18 protein-coding genes are annotated in these 16,836 nt (G+C 45.8%); 16 read left to right on the top strand and 2 right to left on the bottom strand.

The window, feature by feature from the left end:
- The first annotated feature begins 105 nt into the window (after window positions 1-105).
- Together GTH24_RS17120 and GTH24_RS17115 are read left to right on the top strand one after the other, a co-directional pair.
- Window positions 106-1,524: an SIR2 family protein gene (locus GTH24_RS17120; RefSeq protein WP_004249371.1), complete on the top strand. Its 1,419-nt coding sequence runs from the start codon at window positions 106-108 to the stop codon at window positions 1,522-1,524.
- Window positions 1,521-3,560 (top strand): ATP-binding protein, encoded by a 2,040-nt coding sequence (locus tag GTH24_RS17115; protein ID WP_004249372.1) that lies wholly within the window; start codon window positions 1,521-1,523, stop codon window positions 3,558-3,560. Before GTH24_RS17120 ends, GTH24_RS17115 begins: the two co-directional genes overlap by 4 nt.
- Before the next feature lie 408 nt (window positions 3,561-3,968).
- Here GTH24_RS17115 and GTH24_RS17110 read toward each other — a convergent pair whose 3' ends face one another.
- Both GTH24_RS17110 and GTH24_RS17105 read right to left on the bottom strand, forming a co-directional pair.
- Entirely contained in the window at window positions 3,969-4,652 is a 684-nt protein-coding gene (locus tag GTH24_RS17110) for an endonuclease (RefSeq protein WP_004249373.1), read from the bottom strand.
- A gap of 108 nt (window positions 4,653-4,760) precedes the next feature.
- Entirely contained in the window at window positions 4,761-5,363 is a 603-nt protein-coding gene (locus GTH24_RS17105) for a hypothetical protein (RefSeq protein ID WP_004249374.1), read from the bottom strand.
- Between the two features lie 365 nt (window positions 5,364-5,728).
- Between GTH24_RS17105 and GTH24_RS17100 the strand changes: the two genes are divergently transcribed.
- From GTH24_RS17100 to GTH24_RS17035, 14 genes are all read left to right on the top strand, one after another.
- Entirely contained in the window at window positions 5,729-6,055 is a 327-nt protein-coding gene (locus tag GTH24_RS17100) for a hypothetical protein (protein ID WP_004249377.1), read from the top strand.
- 15 nt (window positions 6,056-6,070) lie between these two features.
- On the top strand, window positions 6,071-6,490 hold the full coding sequence (locus tag GTH24_RS17095; protein ID WP_004249378.1) for a single-stranded DNA-binding protein: 420 nt from the start codon (window positions 6,071-6,073) through the stop codon (window positions 6,488-6,490).
- Window positions 6,491-6,569: 79 nt separating this feature from the next.
- Window positions 6,570-7,388 carry a phage recombination protein Bet gene (gene bet / locus GTH24_RS17090; protein ID WP_004249379.1) on the top strand — a complete coding sequence of 273 codons (819 nt, stop codon included), beginning with the start codon at window positions 6,570-6,572 and terminating at the stop codon, window positions 7,386-7,388.
- 83 nt (window positions 7,389-7,471) lie between these two features.
- Window positions 7,472-7,615, top strand: a complete 144-nt coding sequence (locus GTH24_RS17085; protein WP_000167275.1) for a hypothetical protein — start codon at window positions 7,472-7,474, stop codon at window positions 7,613-7,615.
- A 60-nt stretch (window positions 7,616-7,675) separates the two neighbouring features.
- Window positions 7,676-8,692: a YqaJ viral recombinase family protein gene (locus GTH24_RS17080; RefSeq protein ID WP_004249381.1), complete on the top strand. Its 1,017-nt coding sequence runs from the start codon at window positions 7,676-7,678 to the stop codon at window positions 8,690-8,692.
- Window positions 8,693-8,901: 209 nt separating this feature from the next.
- The gene (locus GTH24_RS17075) at window positions 8,902-9,861 is read left to right on the top strand and encodes an AAA family ATPase (protein WP_004249382.1); all 960 of its coding nucleotides are present in this window, start codon (window positions 8,902-8,904) and stop codon (window positions 9,859-9,861) included.
- Entirely contained in the window at window positions 9,861-10,628 is a 768-nt protein-coding gene (locus tag GTH24_RS17070; protein ID WP_004249383.1) for a hypothetical protein, read from the top strand. Before GTH24_RS17075 ends, GTH24_RS17070 begins: the two co-directional genes overlap by 1 nt.
- 98 nt (window positions 10,629-10,726) lie before the next feature.
- Entirely contained in the window at window positions 10,727-11,680 is a 954-nt protein-coding gene (locus tag GTH24_RS17065) for a DUF3150 domain-containing protein (protein WP_004249385.1), read from the top strand.
- A gap of 61 nt (window positions 11,681-11,741) precedes the next feature.
- Window positions 11,742-12,182, top strand: a complete 441-nt coding sequence (locus GTH24_RS17060) for a hypothetical protein (protein ID WP_164526750.1) — start codon at window positions 11,742-11,744, stop codon at window positions 12,180-12,182.
- A gap of 69 nt (window positions 12,183-12,251) precedes the next feature.
- Entirely contained in the window at window positions 12,252-13,907 is a 1,656-nt protein-coding gene (locus tag GTH24_RS17055) for a VWA domain-containing protein (protein WP_004249387.1), read from the top strand.
- A gap of 83 nt (window positions 13,908-13,990) precedes the next feature.
- The gene (gene radC, locus GTH24_RS17050) at window positions 13,991-14,488 is read left to right on the top strand and encodes a RadC family protein (protein WP_004249388.1); all 498 of its coding nucleotides are present in this window, start codon (window positions 13,991-13,993) and stop codon (window positions 14,486-14,488) included.
- Entirely contained in the window at window positions 14,488-14,829 is a 342-nt protein-coding gene (locus tag GTH24_RS17045; RefSeq protein ID WP_004249389.1) for a hypothetical protein, read from the top strand. The genes radC and GTH24_RS17045 overlap by 1 nt, the downstream gene beginning before the upstream one ends.
- A 90-nt stretch (window positions 14,830-14,919) precedes the next feature.
- Window positions 14,920-15,993: a DUF7146 domain-containing protein gene (locus GTH24_RS17040; RefSeq protein ID WP_004249390.1), complete on the top strand. Its 1,074-nt coding sequence runs from the start codon at window positions 14,920-14,922 to the stop codon at window positions 15,991-15,993.
- 89 nt (window positions 15,994-16,082) lie between these two features.
- Window positions 16,083-16,835, top strand: a complete 753-nt coding sequence (locus GTH24_RS17035; RefSeq protein WP_004249391.1) for a hypothetical protein — start codon at window positions 16,083-16,085, stop codon at window positions 16,833-16,835.
- The last annotated feature ends 1 nt before the right edge of the window (window position 16,836 follow it).

Genomic DNA, 16,836 nt, shown 5'->3' with positions numbered 1-16,836 from the left:
GTTGTGACGGATGATTCAATGCCAACGGATTAAGTTGTAAATATTCATGGCAGACGTTTGTGTCCCCAACGCTATATCTTTCACACAAATATGAGAAGTGTATTTATGACTATTCAGCAAATTAAAGTTGGCAGTGTTCCTGATATTATTGAGCTAACACCAAACTCCAATGAGCAAAGTGATTCTTATCCTTTTATCCTATCAACGAATACTTCATGGGGAGAACAGGGTTCTAAAATATCAATAGAGAAATTACGCCAAAATATTGAGCCTTGGTTAACAGCACTTTTTCAATCCGAACATTTAAATCTATTGATCGGTGCGGGTTTAAGTACGTCTATTCAAATGTCGGCTACAGGCGTGCCACCCGTTGGAATGGGGTGGATCAGTGATCTAGCGGTCTGTCAAAGCGAAATAAATGAATTCGCTACAAAAGCTGCCAAATCGGCTGGTCGCGCACAAGGAAATATAGAAGATCAAATTAGAGCTATTAATGAACTTATCAAAGGTCTTGAAATTTTAACAGTGTTGGATAGCCCGCAACCTGAAAACCCCCCGGCTCCATATGCAGCCTATAGAGACCTAAAAGCTGATTTAGCTGCAATTAAGGGGGAATTGTCTCGATGTCTAGGTGAGTTTTCAAAATCTGTCAGTACAGGAGAACACTTAATTAAAAGTGCTGAAAAAAAACGAAAAGAGGAAACTTTCAATTATCTTGTGAGTTTCTTAATGAGCTTTGCAAGTAGAACCGCTACACGCGACAGATTGCATATTTTTACAACGAACTATGACCGAATTATCGAGGTTGGTGCTGAACTTGCTGGTTTAAGACTCATAGACCGTTTTGTTGGAAGTATTGCTCCCGTTTTTAGATCCTCAAGATTAGAAGTTGATTATCACTATAACCCTCCGGGAATACGTGGTGAACCAAGATATTTGGAAGGAGTGGCACGTTTTACCAAACTTCACGGTTCTCTAGATTGGCACGAACAAGATGGTGCGATTAGGCGCTTTGGCCTACCTTTTGGAGCTCGCTCTGTTGAACCGTTTCTAGAAGCAGAGGGGCACGAAAGCGATAGTTATGAACAACTTATGATTTACCCTAATTCAGTCAAAGATAGAGAAACCGCTGAGTACCCCTATGTAGAGTTATTTAGAGACTTAGCAGCAGCGACTAGCCGTCCAAACAGTACATTAGTCACGTATGGCTATAGCTTTGGTGATGAGCATATAAACAGAGTAATTGAAGATATGCTTACCGTTCCATCTACCCATCTAGTCATCATTGCTTTCGGAGATCCGCTAGAAAGAATTATGAACTTCATTGGTAAAAGTGGAAGAAAAGCTCAAATCACTTTACTAATGGGTGACCATTTGGGGGATCTAAAAACTTTGGTTGATAACTATCTACCTAAACCAGCCATAGATAAAGCATCAATAAAGATGGCCGAATTACTAAAACAGCGAGGCTTTATCCAGTCAGAACACTCAGGTAATGCAACTACCACCGAGGTAACATCATGAGTTACTTGCCTATAGAAAGACTGGAACAGTTACGAATCGGAACCGTTGGTTTTGTATCGCCTAGTGAAATTAGAGTTTCCTTAGAAATTGATTCCCCAGACTCAGTCTCTCTTCAAGGAGGCTCACCTCGCAACTTTCCTCGAATCAACAGTTATGTGCTTATAAACAGTGATGATGGATTTCTAGTTGGTCAAGTTGAGTGGATCGCAGTAGAACACTCGCCATACCCCAAAAGAAGAGGCTTGCAAGATTTTGGCTTGATAGACTTACCTTTTCCTCTAAAAAAGCTCAGTATCAACCCCGTTGGTACATTGAGAAGCGATAGAAAAAACGATGGTTTCAAATTCACCAGAGGAACAGATGCATTTCCTTCAGTTGGTGATTCAGTGCTTTTACCTACTGACCAACAATTAAACTCAATAATCGAATCAGGTGAAAACAGAAGGGTTAAAATAGGAGATAGTCCTCTAGCTAACAATGCAGAAATAAAAATCGACCCCGATAAGCTTTTTGGGCGACATATAGCTGTTTTAGGCAACACAGGTAGTGGTAAATCTTGCTCTGTGGCGGGACTAATTCAATGGTCACTGGACGCAGTTTTACAACAGGGCCAAACTCCGAACGCTCGATTTATAATACTTGATCCTAACGGGGAGTACAGCCGAGCATTTGGTCCAAAGTCAAAATATAAGGGGAATTTATTGCGCGTAGAGGCTAACTCTGATTATGGTGAGTTAGAACTTAAAGTACCATCATGGCTATGGAACAGTTCAGAATGGGGGGCGTTCACTCAGGCAAGTTCAAAAGTTCAACTCCCATTACTACGACGAGCTTTGAGGGCGATGAGAAATGATGTGTTGTCAGAAGATGATGTGACAATTCAAGCAAAACATTTTTGCGGAATACTTTTAGTTTCAATAAGGCAACTAGCAAGTCAAGGGCAGATATATGTGAATGGTGGTCATGCCAAAGGCTTAGTTGAAAGTTTAACGTCATGGGAAACTAGCCTCATAACATTAAACGAAAAAATCCACAACCAACCTTTCAATAGTGTAATAAGCACGATAAATACTTACCTATCTTCCAGAAGAGGAGCACAGTGGCCTGCTAAGCCTGAAGTCAGTGATACTGATAAGTTGATTTCTGAGTTAAAAGAAGCTCATGTTGCACTTGGTGGTGATGAACAAGAACTTCTCCCGAAAAGTGAAGATACGCCTATTCGCTTTGAAGGTGATGACTTCGTCGCCTATCTCGAAGCTTTAGCACAAGAAACGGGAACTGAGCAGTTCATGGAATTTCTTTTGACTCGAATTCGCACAATGCTAGGTGACACCCGAATTAGTGCAGTTACTAAAGATTCTGAGGAACCAATAAGTTTAACTGATTGGCTAGATACTTTTCTTGGGAAGGATACTCATGGTGCTATCACTGTTATCGACCTATCACTAGTTCCCAATGAAATTATCCATCTTGTAACAGCAGTAATCTCTAGAGTGACTTTTGAAGCTCTTCAACGATATCGGAAGATGAATGGAAAACCATTACCAACAGTAATGGTTGCAGAGGAAGCTCATACATTTATCAAACGATACAAAGAAGAAAGTGAGAGTCAATCAGTTTCTGATGTGTGCTGCAAAGTATTTGAAAAAATCGCTCGCGAAGGGCGTAAATTTGGTTTGGGACTAGTAGTATCATCCCAACGACCTTCTGAGTTATCTCCTACTGTTCTTTCTCAATGTAATACTTTTTTACTGCACAGAATTAGCAATGATAGAGACCAAGAACAAGTTCATAGGCTTGTTCCCGATAACATGAGGGGACTATTAAGAGAGCTACCATCGCTACCATCTCGACATGCAATTTTACTCGGATGGGCTTCAGAACTACCGGTGTTAGTTCGAATGAAAGAACTTAGTGAAGAGCAAAGGCCTCAGTCTGATGATCCTGACTTTTGGGACGTATGGTCTAACTCCACAGGTGAGCCTCGTGAAGTAAACTGGCAGCCAATCGTTGAAGAATGGCAAAACAGAGATTAATTTACCAGCCAAATTAGCGCCAAATAGATGCTTAACAATACGAATAAGATTAACTTTCTATGGCGCATTTGTTCCAAAGCGATGAGTGGCGTGAACTATTAGTGGTGTGCGAATCAATAGGCTATTACGCTAATTTCGATAAACGGGTACTTTCCAAAGTGACTTAGGGTTCCTTTCTGACAATTTATTAAATGCATAGATATTAACGACGCTATACGAGAGAAATTTGGGGGAATTACGATTGATTGAAAATTCGACTTAATTCGACAAAGCTGATGATGGTTCAAAAGCGAGTCAGATCCGAACGTCCACTTTGGCAGTTGCCGACTATCAGATTAATTTTAGTAATGTTAATCTGATTTTCGCTAAAAGAACCTTGTCCAACAAGTTTGTCTCAGCTAGTTTCAATTAACAGCTATTTGACACATGGCAGTTAGAGTTACCTTGAATAGTTTTAATCTTAAAATCACGCACTTTTTCCCATTCGTCAACAGGGTCCATTCTTGACCAAGCTTCAAATAGCTGAGTTTGTTGCCTACTGAGTCTTAGGCCGTATTGATCTCGCATGTAGAAATAAATTCTAGCAATATCACCCTGACGGTTAGCTGGTGGTTCTGCTCGACGGTCTTTGAAATCAACTTCGAAATCACATTGACCATAGGATCTTGGTTCATTCGGAATCATGCCAAATCGAAAATTTGATCTATCCCCATTGAGTTCTCCTACAGATGGTACAAGGTTATGGAGATCCGACACCATTTTAGAAAACTCAGCATCATTCTTTTCACAGTTCCGACGACCACCATTTTGCCAGCATTGGCGTTGATGGCCAATTTCCCAAGCTGAGACAACGTGCTCCCACTCTAAGCGTTCTCCTCGTTTCGGTTGCTTCCTTGGTTCATATCCGCAAGATGCAGCATCAATCGCACCATCATTGTTATAGCTACATCCACAGTAAAACGTACTCTGGTTGTCTTGGTAAATTTCTCGGGCAAATCGTTTTGCCTGGCTGAACGATGTTGGGTGTTCTGCAAATGCAGGGATAGCGAACAACGCTATTAAGAAGGTAACGAGAAAATTAGTTCTATTCATGTAAATTGGCCAAAAATGACAGTTAAATTCATTTTAATGATTTTGATAGAAAATACAGCAAGATGAAGAGCCCCTTCAAGAGGGGCAGTGTGATGGGAGCCTAGCTGGCTAGTTGGAGGGGGTATCTGTTTCCTCTTCAGTGATATCGTCATCGGTTGAAGGCACCGCTTGCTCAACTTCTGCTTCTTTACCCTTAGCTTGGGCTGATTTTCGTGCACGAATTTCGATATCAATAATGCGCCGAGCAAGTTTGATGATGCGCTGTTGCCATGCGTAGTTGCCATCAACACGTTGCTTGTTGCTAAGCACGCTAGATAACCAGAGGGTGTCCATTGAGATCATCAATGCATCGAGTTTGCGCACTAAGCCAACAAACTGGCCAACCTGAGGCGAGCTTATTTTTGCGTTGAAGGTAATCGGGTCGGTGTAGTCAGGTACTTCATCGATGCCGTTGGACTCCATCAGTTTGTCCAAACGAGCTTGTTCGCTGTCTACCGCTTTAGCGCAATCCTCGATCAACTGGCTAATGATCTGTTCCACTTCATCAATTTCGTTCTCATCGCCAATGATGCGCAGGATGACATCGATTCCGTAAAGCGCACTGACCGTCCGTCTAAAAACACGGTCAACGACACGTTGTGCCTGTAAGCTGTTAATTGTGAATGATTGTTCAAAGATGGGTTTTGAGTAATTGGGTTTTGCTTGGGCCATAAGTTTGCTCCTGATATGACAATAATCAGTCCCTAGCCTAATCCTCTGTGAGGTAATGGCCTTTCAGCTAGGTGGAAGAATTGAGCATCTTTCTAACTATCCTGTCTGGATAAGACGGTTACACTGACTATCAAATATTGCTGATCTGTTTCAGTAATATCTGCGCCTGAGAGCATGAGCTCAAAGGAAGCCCGCCGCTGAGTATTCTCAGTGGTACTAAGAGGTAGCTAGCCTCCTTAAACAAATAGCCTGCATGTTTACATGCTCAACCATGCGTTCCTTACGGTTCGCCTTTTCACCACCCAACTGGGGGAGTTTTCCCCAGTTGGGGGTGACTCCTTCAAAACCAACATAAGGAGTCACCAATGGAATATATCTTCGGATTTATTATCCAAATCGCAGGCATTATGTTGCTTGCAAAACTGAGCTGGTCGCTTTTGCGATTGCTTGCTCGTCAAAGCGTGCGTCCGTTTCGATTTGTACTTATTCAAATTAAGCGATTGCTCACACCAACACTAAAACGTCGTCCAATGGCAGTGCCTAAAGCTCCTGGTATGCCCCGTTTGACATCTGCGTTTTACAAAGAGCCACATCCGTACGACATGGCTTTACTCGAAATACCAACCTATCTGCGTCGTCAGTCTTCTTTGCCCAGCCGGGCAGAAGCGACTGTGTGCACAGAGTTCAACTAAGACAAGGAGAACATCATGAAAAACCAAGTAACACTCATAGGCTACGTTGGCTCTGAGCCAGAGACGCGAGCCTATCCATCAGGTGATTTGGTGACCAGCATTTCGCTGGCCACTTCTGAGAAATGGCGCGACCGGCAATCCAATGAGCTCAAAGAGCATACGGAATGGCATCGGGTCGTTTTTCGAGATCGTGGTGGATTTAAGTTAGGGCTAAGGGCAAAAGATTTAATCCAAAAAGGAGCGAAGCTTTTTGTTCAAGGGCCTCAGCGCACGCGATCATGGGAGAAAGATGGCACTAAGCATCGATTGACCGAAGTGGACGCGGACGAGTTTCTGCTTCTTGATAGTGTGAACAGAGCATCTGAGCCATCATCGGCGGATGATGCAGGCTCCCAAACTAATTGGGCACAAACTTATCCTGAACCAGATTTTTAACCGAGCGAAAACGCTTTAACCCAGCCGGGAGTACTTTCCCGTCAGGGTCAGACTCCCACTTTGATTGTCGGAGTCCACAATGGAAAAACCAAAGCTAATCCAACGCTTTGCTGAGCGCTTTAGTGTCGATCCAAACAAGTTGTTCGATACCCTAAAAGCAACAGCATTCAAGCAACGTGACGGTAGTGCACCGACCAATGAGCAGATGATGGCGCTCTTGGTGGTTGCAGATCAGTACGGCTTGAACCCTTTCACCAAAGAGATTTTTGCGTTCCCTGATAAACAAGCTGGAATTATTCCAGTGGTAGGTGTCGATGGATGGTCTCGCATCATCAATCAACACGACCAGTTTGATGGCATGGAGTTCAAGACTTCAGAAACCAAAGTCTCACTGGATGGCGCGAAAGAATGCCCTGAATGGATGGAATGCATTATCTATCGGCGGGACCGTTCGCACCCAGTCAAAATCACTGAGTATCTGGATGAAGTCTATCGACCGCCTTTTGAGGGTAACGGCAAAAATGGCCCTTACCGTGTAGATGGTCCATGGCAGACGCACACTAAGCGAATGCTAAGACATAAATCCATGATCCAGTGTTCCCGCATTGCGTTTGGCTTTGTGGGAATTTTCGATCAAGACGAAGCGGAGCGAATTATCGAAGGCCAAGCAACACACGTTGTTGAGCCATCGTTGATTCCACCCGAGCAAGTTGATGATCGAACCCGAGGGCTTGTTTACAAGCTTATCGAGCGGGCGGAAGCTTCAAACGCTTGGAATAGTGCATTGGAATATGCCAATGAACATTTTCAAGGTGTTGAACTGACGTTTGCGAAACAAGAAATATTTAATGCACAGCAACAAGCAGCCAAAGCGCTCACACAGCCTTTAGGTTCTTAGCGCCACGCATTCATTTTACGAACCCTGGCGGGATTATTCTCCCGTCAGGGGGAAGGTCTCGTCTTTTTTTTTGGAGATCTTCCATGACTAAATCAGCCTCACTTTTTCGCTTGGTATTGGTTGTTGCCCTTGTCGTAGGTTCGATTCAAGCCGGTAAAGCGGCAATTGATTCGGTTCAAGCAAGTGTTGTTCAGCACCAAACAGCGTTAGCACAAGCTGCAAAGTAACCACTTAACCCTGAAGGGGAGTTCTCTCCTTCGGGGGAGTCTCCCCTCAAAGGAGGCAATATGAAGGTTATCGACCTATCACAGCGTACTCCTGCATGGCACCAGTGGCGCATTGCAGGGGTTACGGCATCTGAAGCCCCAATTATTATGGGGCGTTCACCCTACAAAACACCTTGGCGATTATGGGCAGAAAAAACCGGATTCGTATTACCGGAAGACCTGTCGAATAATCCTAATGTGCTTCGCGGTATTCGGTTGGAGCCTCAAGCAAGGCGAGCATTTGAGAATGCGCATAATGACTTTCTTCTGCCGTTATGTGCAGAAGCCGATCATAACGCAATCTTTCGAGCCAGCTTTGATGGCATCAACGATGCGGGCGAACCCGTTGAACTGAAATGTCCTTGCCAGTCAGTTTTTGAGGATGTGCAAGCTCACCGAGAACAAAGCGAGGCGTACCAGTTGTATTGGGTGCAAGTACAGCATCAAATACTGGTCGCCAATAGCACGCGTGGTTGGTTGGTATTCTATTTTGAGGATCAACTGATTGAGTTTGAAATACAACGAGACGCTGCGTTCTTAACTGAATTGCAAGAAACAGCGCTTCAGTTTTGGGAGTTAGTTCAAACTAAAAAAGAACCGTCAAAATGCCCTGAGCAAGATTGTTTTGTTCCCAAGGGTGAAGCCCAATACCGCTGGACATCGCTGTCTCGGCAGTATTGCTCAGCACATGCCGAAGTGGTTCGACTGGAAAATCACATTAAATCTTTGAAAGAGGAAATGCGAGAAGCTCAGTCGAAATTGGTCGCTATGATGGGTAACTACGCTCATGCCGACTATGCTGGGGTCAAACTCAGCCGCTACATGATGGCAGGTACGGTGGACTATAAGCAATTGGCCACCGATAAATTAGGCGAGCTGGATGAACAGGTTTTAGCCGCTTACCGAAAAGCGCCACAAGAGCGGTTGCGCATTAGCACCAATAAGCCAGAGCAGCCCGTTGAAACACCAATCAAAATCAGTCTTGAGCAAGAAAACTTGGTTCTGCCAGGTGACTCGCCGAGCTCATTTTACTTTTAACGTTCACTTGGAGCCGATTTCGGCTCCTTTCTCATGCGCTTATATCGAGTGCATCAGAAAGCAGTTTCACTCGTAGCCAATGCTGGGTACGAATGATAGAGCGAGCTGAACTCTTACATACACAGCCATACCACAATCAACACTCCACCCGACGGGGACTTCAGTCCCTGTTGGGGCATGGGGCCTCGTCAAAACAGATGAGGTTTACCATGACTGAACAATCCCCATTTTTGGTTCAAGTGAATCAAGCGTTTAATGTTCCGGCTCCTGATGCTTTCGTTCTGGAAGGATTTGGTGCCGACACTACCCATCCAAACATTCCCGTTCGCAAGGACGAGTATGTTTTTAGAAAAGAAGACTTACGTGACGTATTGGCGTTCTTGTCTAACCCCGACGGTGACGGTTTGTATATTACAGGCCCCACGGGATGCGGTAAGACCTCGCTAATTTGCCAAGTTGCTTCTCGATTGAATTGGCCTGTTCAGCAAATTACTGCACATGGTCGATTGGAGTTGTCCGATCTTATTGGTCACCACACGCTGGTTAATGGCAACATGACCTTTGTGTATGGACCGTTAGCACTGGCTGTAAAGCATGGCCATTTGCTGATCATTAATGAAATGGATCTTGCTGAGCCTGCTGAACTGGCTGGACTCAATGACATTTTGGAAGGTGCCCCGTTGGTCATCGCACAAAATGGCGGAGAGATCATCATGCCACATACCAAGTTTCGTTTTATCGCAACCGGCAACAGTGCGGGCAGCGGTGACCAAACGGGCTTGTATCAAGGTGTGCTCCAACAGAATTTGGCTTTTCTTGATCGCTTTAGAATCATCGAAGCGACCTATGCAGAGCCTTCTGTAGAGGAAGCCATTCTGGAGAACGTTGCGCCTGGCTTGCCAGAAGTCTTTCGCCAAAAAATGGTGAAAGTGGCTGGTGACATCCGTCGTCTTTTTATTGGGGGTACGGATGGCGGTGCAGAGCTTAGTATCACCATGTCCACTCGGACTTTGGTGCGCTGGGCAAAGTTAACACTTGCTTTTAAAGGCGCTCCTAACGCAGTGGAGTATGCACTGGTTCGGTCTTTGACGGCTCGTGCTGAGTTGGAGCAACGTGAAGCCATTCACCGTATTGCCGCTGATGTTTTCGGTGACCACTGGGAGGATTGATGATGGAAAAGTGCTTTGCTCTTTACCGTTACAGTCATTCTGATGGGACAGCCAAAGAATGGGCCATTTACGTTGGATCAGACACCCAGGAGATTGAAGTTCGGTTTGGAAAAGCTGGTCAATTGTCGCAGCAGCGATTGATTGATTCGACTGATCCTAACGCTGAAGCAGACCGACGAATCAATGAGAAAATCAACAAGGGTTATCGATTGGTTGGACAAGTCGGCATTGATCATCAAGGGCGGCCATTTGAACTCTCAAATGCGCTAGATAGCGTCGCGTGCGCCAATAACGTCAGTTGGGAGTTTCGTACTCGCAAGGACGTCAATGGCCAAATCTCGCTGGCGCAAAAAGCGTTGTTCGATATGGCAAAGCTGCTTGAAGCCTATGGCTTGGCTGTTATTGATGATAACCAGGTCAGGATTGGAGAATGGTCATTAGGGTTTTGCAAAAGCAGATTACCTAGTACCAATCAAATCAGCATGGTGTCAGGTGAAGGCGCTGGCATTGTTAACACGGATGATGGCCCATGGCCATTGTTGCTGTTACTGGCCTTTAAGCGTCAATTACCACCTCTGTGTTCGCTCACAGTAGCGAGTCCTGAAGGGATAGAAGTATCCGACCAACTGAAGTTGGAAAAAGATGTATTGAGGCTATTAGGTAGTGATTTAGAGCGGGTTCGCCCGATTGCTGAAGCACTGGACTTAATGCCTGTGAAAATCGATCTCAACCAATCGTCGCCTGATTCGCAAAATTACTATTTCTGATAGTGGTATTGCCATTAGCGCGTCAACTACTACCACCAAAACGGGGGCCATTGCTCCTGTTGGGAGTGGTGCGTCCCCATCTCGCATGAGGATGCACTATGAGTATTCAAACCCTCGACAAACTTTTGATTTGTCACATCGACTGTTCCATCTGGAGCGGTAGAAAAAAACTAAGGCCTGAAGATTTCAGACTAGCCAATGGCAGCCAACTTCCACCGAAGGATGTTGCCAGCTTAGGGAGTAAAAAAATTTGCGACCCTGAGGCATTGGCGAACTTTGAAAGGCTTAAGAAAGAAGCGCAGCGCTTGTGTGAGCAAGTCGGTGTGCGGTTTTTAGGTGGCTATGCCGTCCCTGAGGACCGAATTGATCAGATTGTTCCAGAGCTTGACCGGATCGGTCAGGAGTTTGCGCAGTGCAAGCAGTTGTTCTTGGACAACTATGATCAGGTGACGTTTGACTGGGTTGCAAAACACCCGGAATTTGCAGATGCAATCCGGCGTGCGCTGTCACCCATTGAAGATGTGGAACAACGGCTTCAGTTCGATTATGCCATCTATCGAATGCAACCGGCTGAACAAGCTGGTGGCTTAGATGACAAGGTCAATGGCATGGGACACACCCTCTTTAGGGAGGTGGCTCGTGATGCCAATGAACTGTTTGAGCGTTCCGTTGCAGGTAAGAATCAAATCAGCCAGCGAGCCCTTAATCCTCTGAAGCGGTTAAGAGACAAGTTGGATGGTTTGTCATTCCTGGATCATCGAGTCCAGCCGATGGTCGAAGCGATGGACAATTTATTTGTTCGTCTGCCGAAGACCGGCCCTGTGACAGACAATCTCTATCACGAACTGATGGCGACCATTTTAATTTTGTCTGATCCAGACAAGATGAGAATGCACGGTGAAGGTCAATTGGATATCAGACAACTGATGCCCAAACCTGAACCTAAACCCGCACAGCCAGTATCTGCTCAGCCAGATAACTTATGTGCAATACCACAACCAACCGTCAGACCAAACCTTGGTTCGACTGTACCAAACTCATTTTATTTTTAACGTCCTTGAGGGCATGTCGCCCTAAAGGGCGCATGTCCTCTGAACTATGTAAGAGGAAATTATGCAATCAACCATCCATAACCCCAGCCAACTGAAGCAGTTTGAAGCACATTTTCGTGGTGTGACTGATGCGGTTGAAAGTGAATCGATACCAGAAGTGGCGTGTTGTCGAACGTTAGTACAACGGTCGTACTCAACACATAGTGTCGTGATCCCAAAGAACCCTGTGCTGATCGCAGATGCGGACGTACAAGGAGCTTGGGTAACGGCCATGGTGTTTGTTCCAAACATGGCATTGCAGCAAACCGCTTTTGAGCGGGCCTGGCTGCAATATCAACACGAGGTGTCTACTCAGTTACAAGACCAGTACGGTCTGACATTGGATGACATCATGAGTTTAGATCAGCTTAAAACGTCATTTGAGCAGCACGAGAATCCAGCTCAATTGGTGGCTTGGTTAGGTCAAAAATACGACCTGGATAAGCTAAAAGCACTGGTTTAAACACTTACATTCCCAGCGGGGAAACGCTCCCGCTGAGGGAGTATTCCCCCTAATGATTAGGAGACTTCCATGAATCATCCATTAAAAAACGCACTGCCAATCGTTGCCGCCGCTTACGGCGAAAAGTTTGGTGTGAAGGTGCTTATTCAAGGACAAGATGCGTTTACCGATGGTGAGCGGATTGTGATCCCAACAGCAAACCCAGACGACCCACACTATCAACAGATAGCTTGGGGTTATCTGGCTCATGAAGCGGCGCATATTCGGCATACCAATTTTGACATGGTGAAGAAGGCGTCGTCTAAGCCGATCCGTAAGGCACTTCTCAATATTATTGAGGATGTGCGCATTGAAAACGAATTGGCAAAGGATTACCCCGGAACCCGGCGCAGTATTTCGCAAGTGATTGAATACATGGTGGACACACAGCAAATGTGTGTACCTGAACAGCCTGAGCCTGCATCTAACTTGCAAGCCTGGTTGTTGTTTCGCTTGAGATGCTATTTTCTGGGCCAGAAAGCGCTGACGCCTTTGTATCAAGCTGTTGATGAAAGAGTGAGACAACTCTTTCCTGCCGCAGCGATGAGCCGGTTAAGCGCCATGCTGACAGCAGTGCCTAGCCTGGCATCTACAGGTGAAGTGCTGAAACTTGTCGATGCCATCGTTGCCATGTTGGAAGAAGAATCTCGTCCACCACAGGATGAGTCTGATGCTGATGGCGGTGATGACATTGGACAAGATGCGAGTAATGACAGCAATAACAGTAGTGACAGTCAAACCCCGGAAGCAGACTCGTCTGCAATGGGGGATGCTGCTGAAACGGGGGATTCAGATAACTCTGATCAAGCTGACAATTTGCGACAAGCCTTAGAGGCCAGTGCCGCTCAGTTTGAACCCGATACCTTTGCCCAAGTGGCAGAAGTGTTGTCGGAACAAGCTGAAGGACATCAGGGCGTCACTCCACTCAGTTTGCCCCAAGCAGAGCAGGCTATGTTGGGTGATGAGGCCATTTTGACCTTATCGGCGTCTGAGTCCGCTCAAATTCGAGCCAGGCTTAGGGGCATGGTTCAGTCCAGTCAGGACAATCGGAATCATGCCAAACGGCACGGTCTTCGAGTTGCAACCCATCGTCTTGCTGCCTCACAAGCAGGTGAATCGAGATTGTTTATTCAAAGGCAGCCGCGCATTGCGCCTAATGCTGCTGTGCACTTGCTTGTCGATATATCGGGCTCAATGGGTAAGCCCATTGGCGAAGGTAATCGCAAGTACTTTTATGTTGCCAATGAAGCCGCTTTGGCTTTGGCCATGGCATTGGAAGGTATACCGGGTGTTGTACCTGCGGTCAGTTATTTTCCTGGTATTCATCAGGAAGTTTCTATCGCGTTATTGCCCAAGCAATCGGTTCGACATCGGGCCGCCTGTTTTGACCAAAAACCACGAGGTTGTACGCCTATGGCACAAGCGATGTGGTTTGCGGCAAACAGTTTGTTAGCACAAAAACAGAAGCGAAAGCTAATGATAGTGCTAACGGATGGTGACCCAGATGATTGGGCTGCTACGCATGACATTGTTGACAGGTGCAGACGCAGTGGCTTTGAGCTACTGGGGATCGGGATTCAAACACGCAGTGTTGAGAGATTCTTTCCACAAAGCATCGTGATTAACGACGTCAAAGATCTAAAGCGTGAGTTATTTGAAGTAACACAACAACTGTTAATTCAGTAACCACATCAATTTTACCACCCTGCGGGGACGATTCCGTCCCCGTCTGGGCATGGGTTCGTCTCCGCTTTTTTTGGGAGACTCCTATGAAAAACAGAAAGTTCTTAGCTGGCGAAGAAGCCGGTACTTATATCGTTCCTGAGCAAGTGACTGAAGCGGATATCTTAGATATGGCGCTCAAGCTTGCCCGTGGTCGATTGAGTAAAGGTCGCAAAATTGAACAGCCATCGTCGGCGTTCTCATACCTGCAAACACTGATGCACGAGTATGAGCACGAAGTCTTTGGTGTGCTGTTTCTTGATACAAAGCATCGCGTTATTCGATTTGAAGAGCTATTCAAAGGCACTTTAGATGCGGCGAGCGTGTATCCAAGGGAAGTAACAAAACGAGCGCTAGAACTTAATGCGGCAGCAGTGATACTGGTTCATAACCATCCATCGGGTGATCCTGAACCCAGTGAAGCTGATAAACGCATCACTCATCGACTCCGTGACGCCTTGTCACTTGTTGATATTCGAACGCTTGACCATGTCGTGGTCGCATACGAGGGCTGCGTTTCGCTTGCCGAACGCGGTTATCTTTAATGAATGGGGGCATTGCCCATTCACCTTCATCACAAAAGCAGTCCCATCAACACACGTTATCACAGCTCGAATTTCTATTTGAGTTTGATGATGCCCCAGTCACTTGGTCTGACACGGAAATCTGGCAGTTACGCGAAGGCATTCTATTGGATGCAATCCGTGTGTTGCTGGACGGTCGTGTCAGTACTCGGTTGCGCAAGGATGTGTTGTCGTGGATTCAAAATGACGAATTAACGCCATTTTGCTTTCGTGTTTGCGCGATGGCTGCGGTTGTCGATCCTGATGTGCTTCGTGAGTCCATCATGTGGCTATTAAGACGACATGGTATCCAGCTTGACTAACGCTCCTGTATTAACCGAACGGCTAATGCAGGACCTAAGCTGACTTTTGCCACCTGTGGTAGGAGTCGGCATTTTATTTAAGGAGGTTATATGGCGTTACCTTTACAGATTGAAACAGTGAGGCCATATCTTAATGGCCAATGGCTTCAAATACTGGCGGCGTTGGTGCCAGAACTTGATGCCGCTATTGCTCGAAAAGGCCGTCATGTGGCTTGTCCTGTTCATGGCGGTCGTGATGGCTTTAGGCTGTTCAAAGATGCTGAATATACCGGTGGTGGCGTTTGTAATACCTGCGGTATCTTTCATGATGGTTTTGAACTGTTGTCTTGGATTAATGGATGGAACTTTGCTCAGTCTATTGAAGCAATCGGCCAGGTTCTTTGTATTCAACCCGGACAAATACAAGCCCCTATTCGGCCAATACCGAGTAACGCAGTTGATTGGAAGGCTAGAAAGCAGGACGAGGACAAAGCGATTATCCATCGCTTGAATCAAACCTGGGGAGAAACGTTTTCTCTTGCAGATACTCGTGCGCAACCAGTTTGGAACTACATGCATCGTCGTGGCATTGTTACCCGGCTTAGTCCTGAATGGGATTCGGTGCTGAGGTTTCATCCAAACTTGCCTTACCATGATGAAGATGGCCTGTTTATCGATAGCTACCCAGCGCTGCTAGGTAAAATCGTTACTCAGCAAGGGCGTTCGGCCACGTTTCATCGGATCTACCTAAGTGAAGATGGATTCAAAGCGCCGGTTGAAAAGCCTAAAAAGATGATGCCGATACCAAGTGACAGAACAATCACTGGTGGTGCCATTCCTATAGGTGAGCCTGGTGAAGTACTAGGTGTTTCTGAAGGTATAGAAACGGCTTTAGCGGTTACCAGAGCAACGGGGCAAACATGTTGGTCGGTTGTGAATGCAACGCTACTGGCTAGGTTTGAACCACCAAGTAATGTGAAAATGCTGTACATCTGGGCAGATCACGATCTCTCTGAGACCGGCCTGAATGCAGCGAATGAACTCAAGAAAAAAGCCTGGAAAAAAGGCATTCTGACACAAGTCTTGATCCCTCCTATACCAACGTCACTCGGCGTGAAAAGTTGGGATTGGAATGATGTGCTGAATGTTTACGGTGCCATGGGCTTTCCTAAAGTTCATATCTGATCCAAGGGGCTTCGGCCCCTTTTTTTGCGCCTTGCATATTTGAAAAAACATGGAGAATGAAAAATAGATAACCAATAGGAGAAACAAACATGATGGTATTAACCCTGTTAACAAAGCAGATTGATGGTGAGTTTAAGGTTTACTGGAAGACCGGACTTCGAAGAGGTGGTGAGCTAAAGGTCGATTTAGGTGAGCAATACGACAAGCTACCTGAGCAGCAAAAGCCAATTGCAGCTGAGCTTTATGCTATTCATCACCTACTGTCAGTGAAAGAGGTGATGGGGAGTAACCGAAGCGGTAATGGGCTTCAAATCCGAGTCAGTAAAGGAGCTATCAAAAAGTTACAGAAACAACGCTCAACTCAGCATTCACTTTACAGCCTGACTAGGTTTTTGCTCACTCGATACCAGGAAGCACAGATCTCGGTAGAGAAGCGGGACGATTGGCTCTCACATTCCTTCGAAGAATACAGCGTCGATAATGCTACAGTGAGAGAAATCGATGAGGTCATCAACGTTCCGAATATTGGGCCTGTCGTGGTGACTCGTCACGCGCTAGAACGATTTGTGGAACGGCTTTCAGACGGCGTACCTAAGCATCCTTGGAAGGCTTTGACTTCAAGGTTATTTAGCTCATCATTGACAAAAGCAATTTTGCCTGAAAAGGTAGCTCTTCATAAGAACCAAAAATATAGTAACAAAGCTGATATTTGGCGGCACAGTAACAGTGATTTGCATTTTGTGGTCGTTCCGTCAGGAGCGATGAAGACTTTGGTTACTGTTTACAGGCTAAATGAGTCTCTCACAAAAGCGCAAAATGAATTCAAGATGTGTGTCCGATAAT

This window comes from Proteus vulgaris, from assembly GCF_011045815.1.
GTDB lineage: Bacteria > Pseudomonadota > Gammaproteobacteria > Enterobacterales > Enterobacteriaceae > Proteus > Proteus vulgaris_B.
The sequence above is the reverse complement of the archived record's forward strand: the minus strand, read 5'-3'. Positions and strand labels throughout refer to the sequence as shown.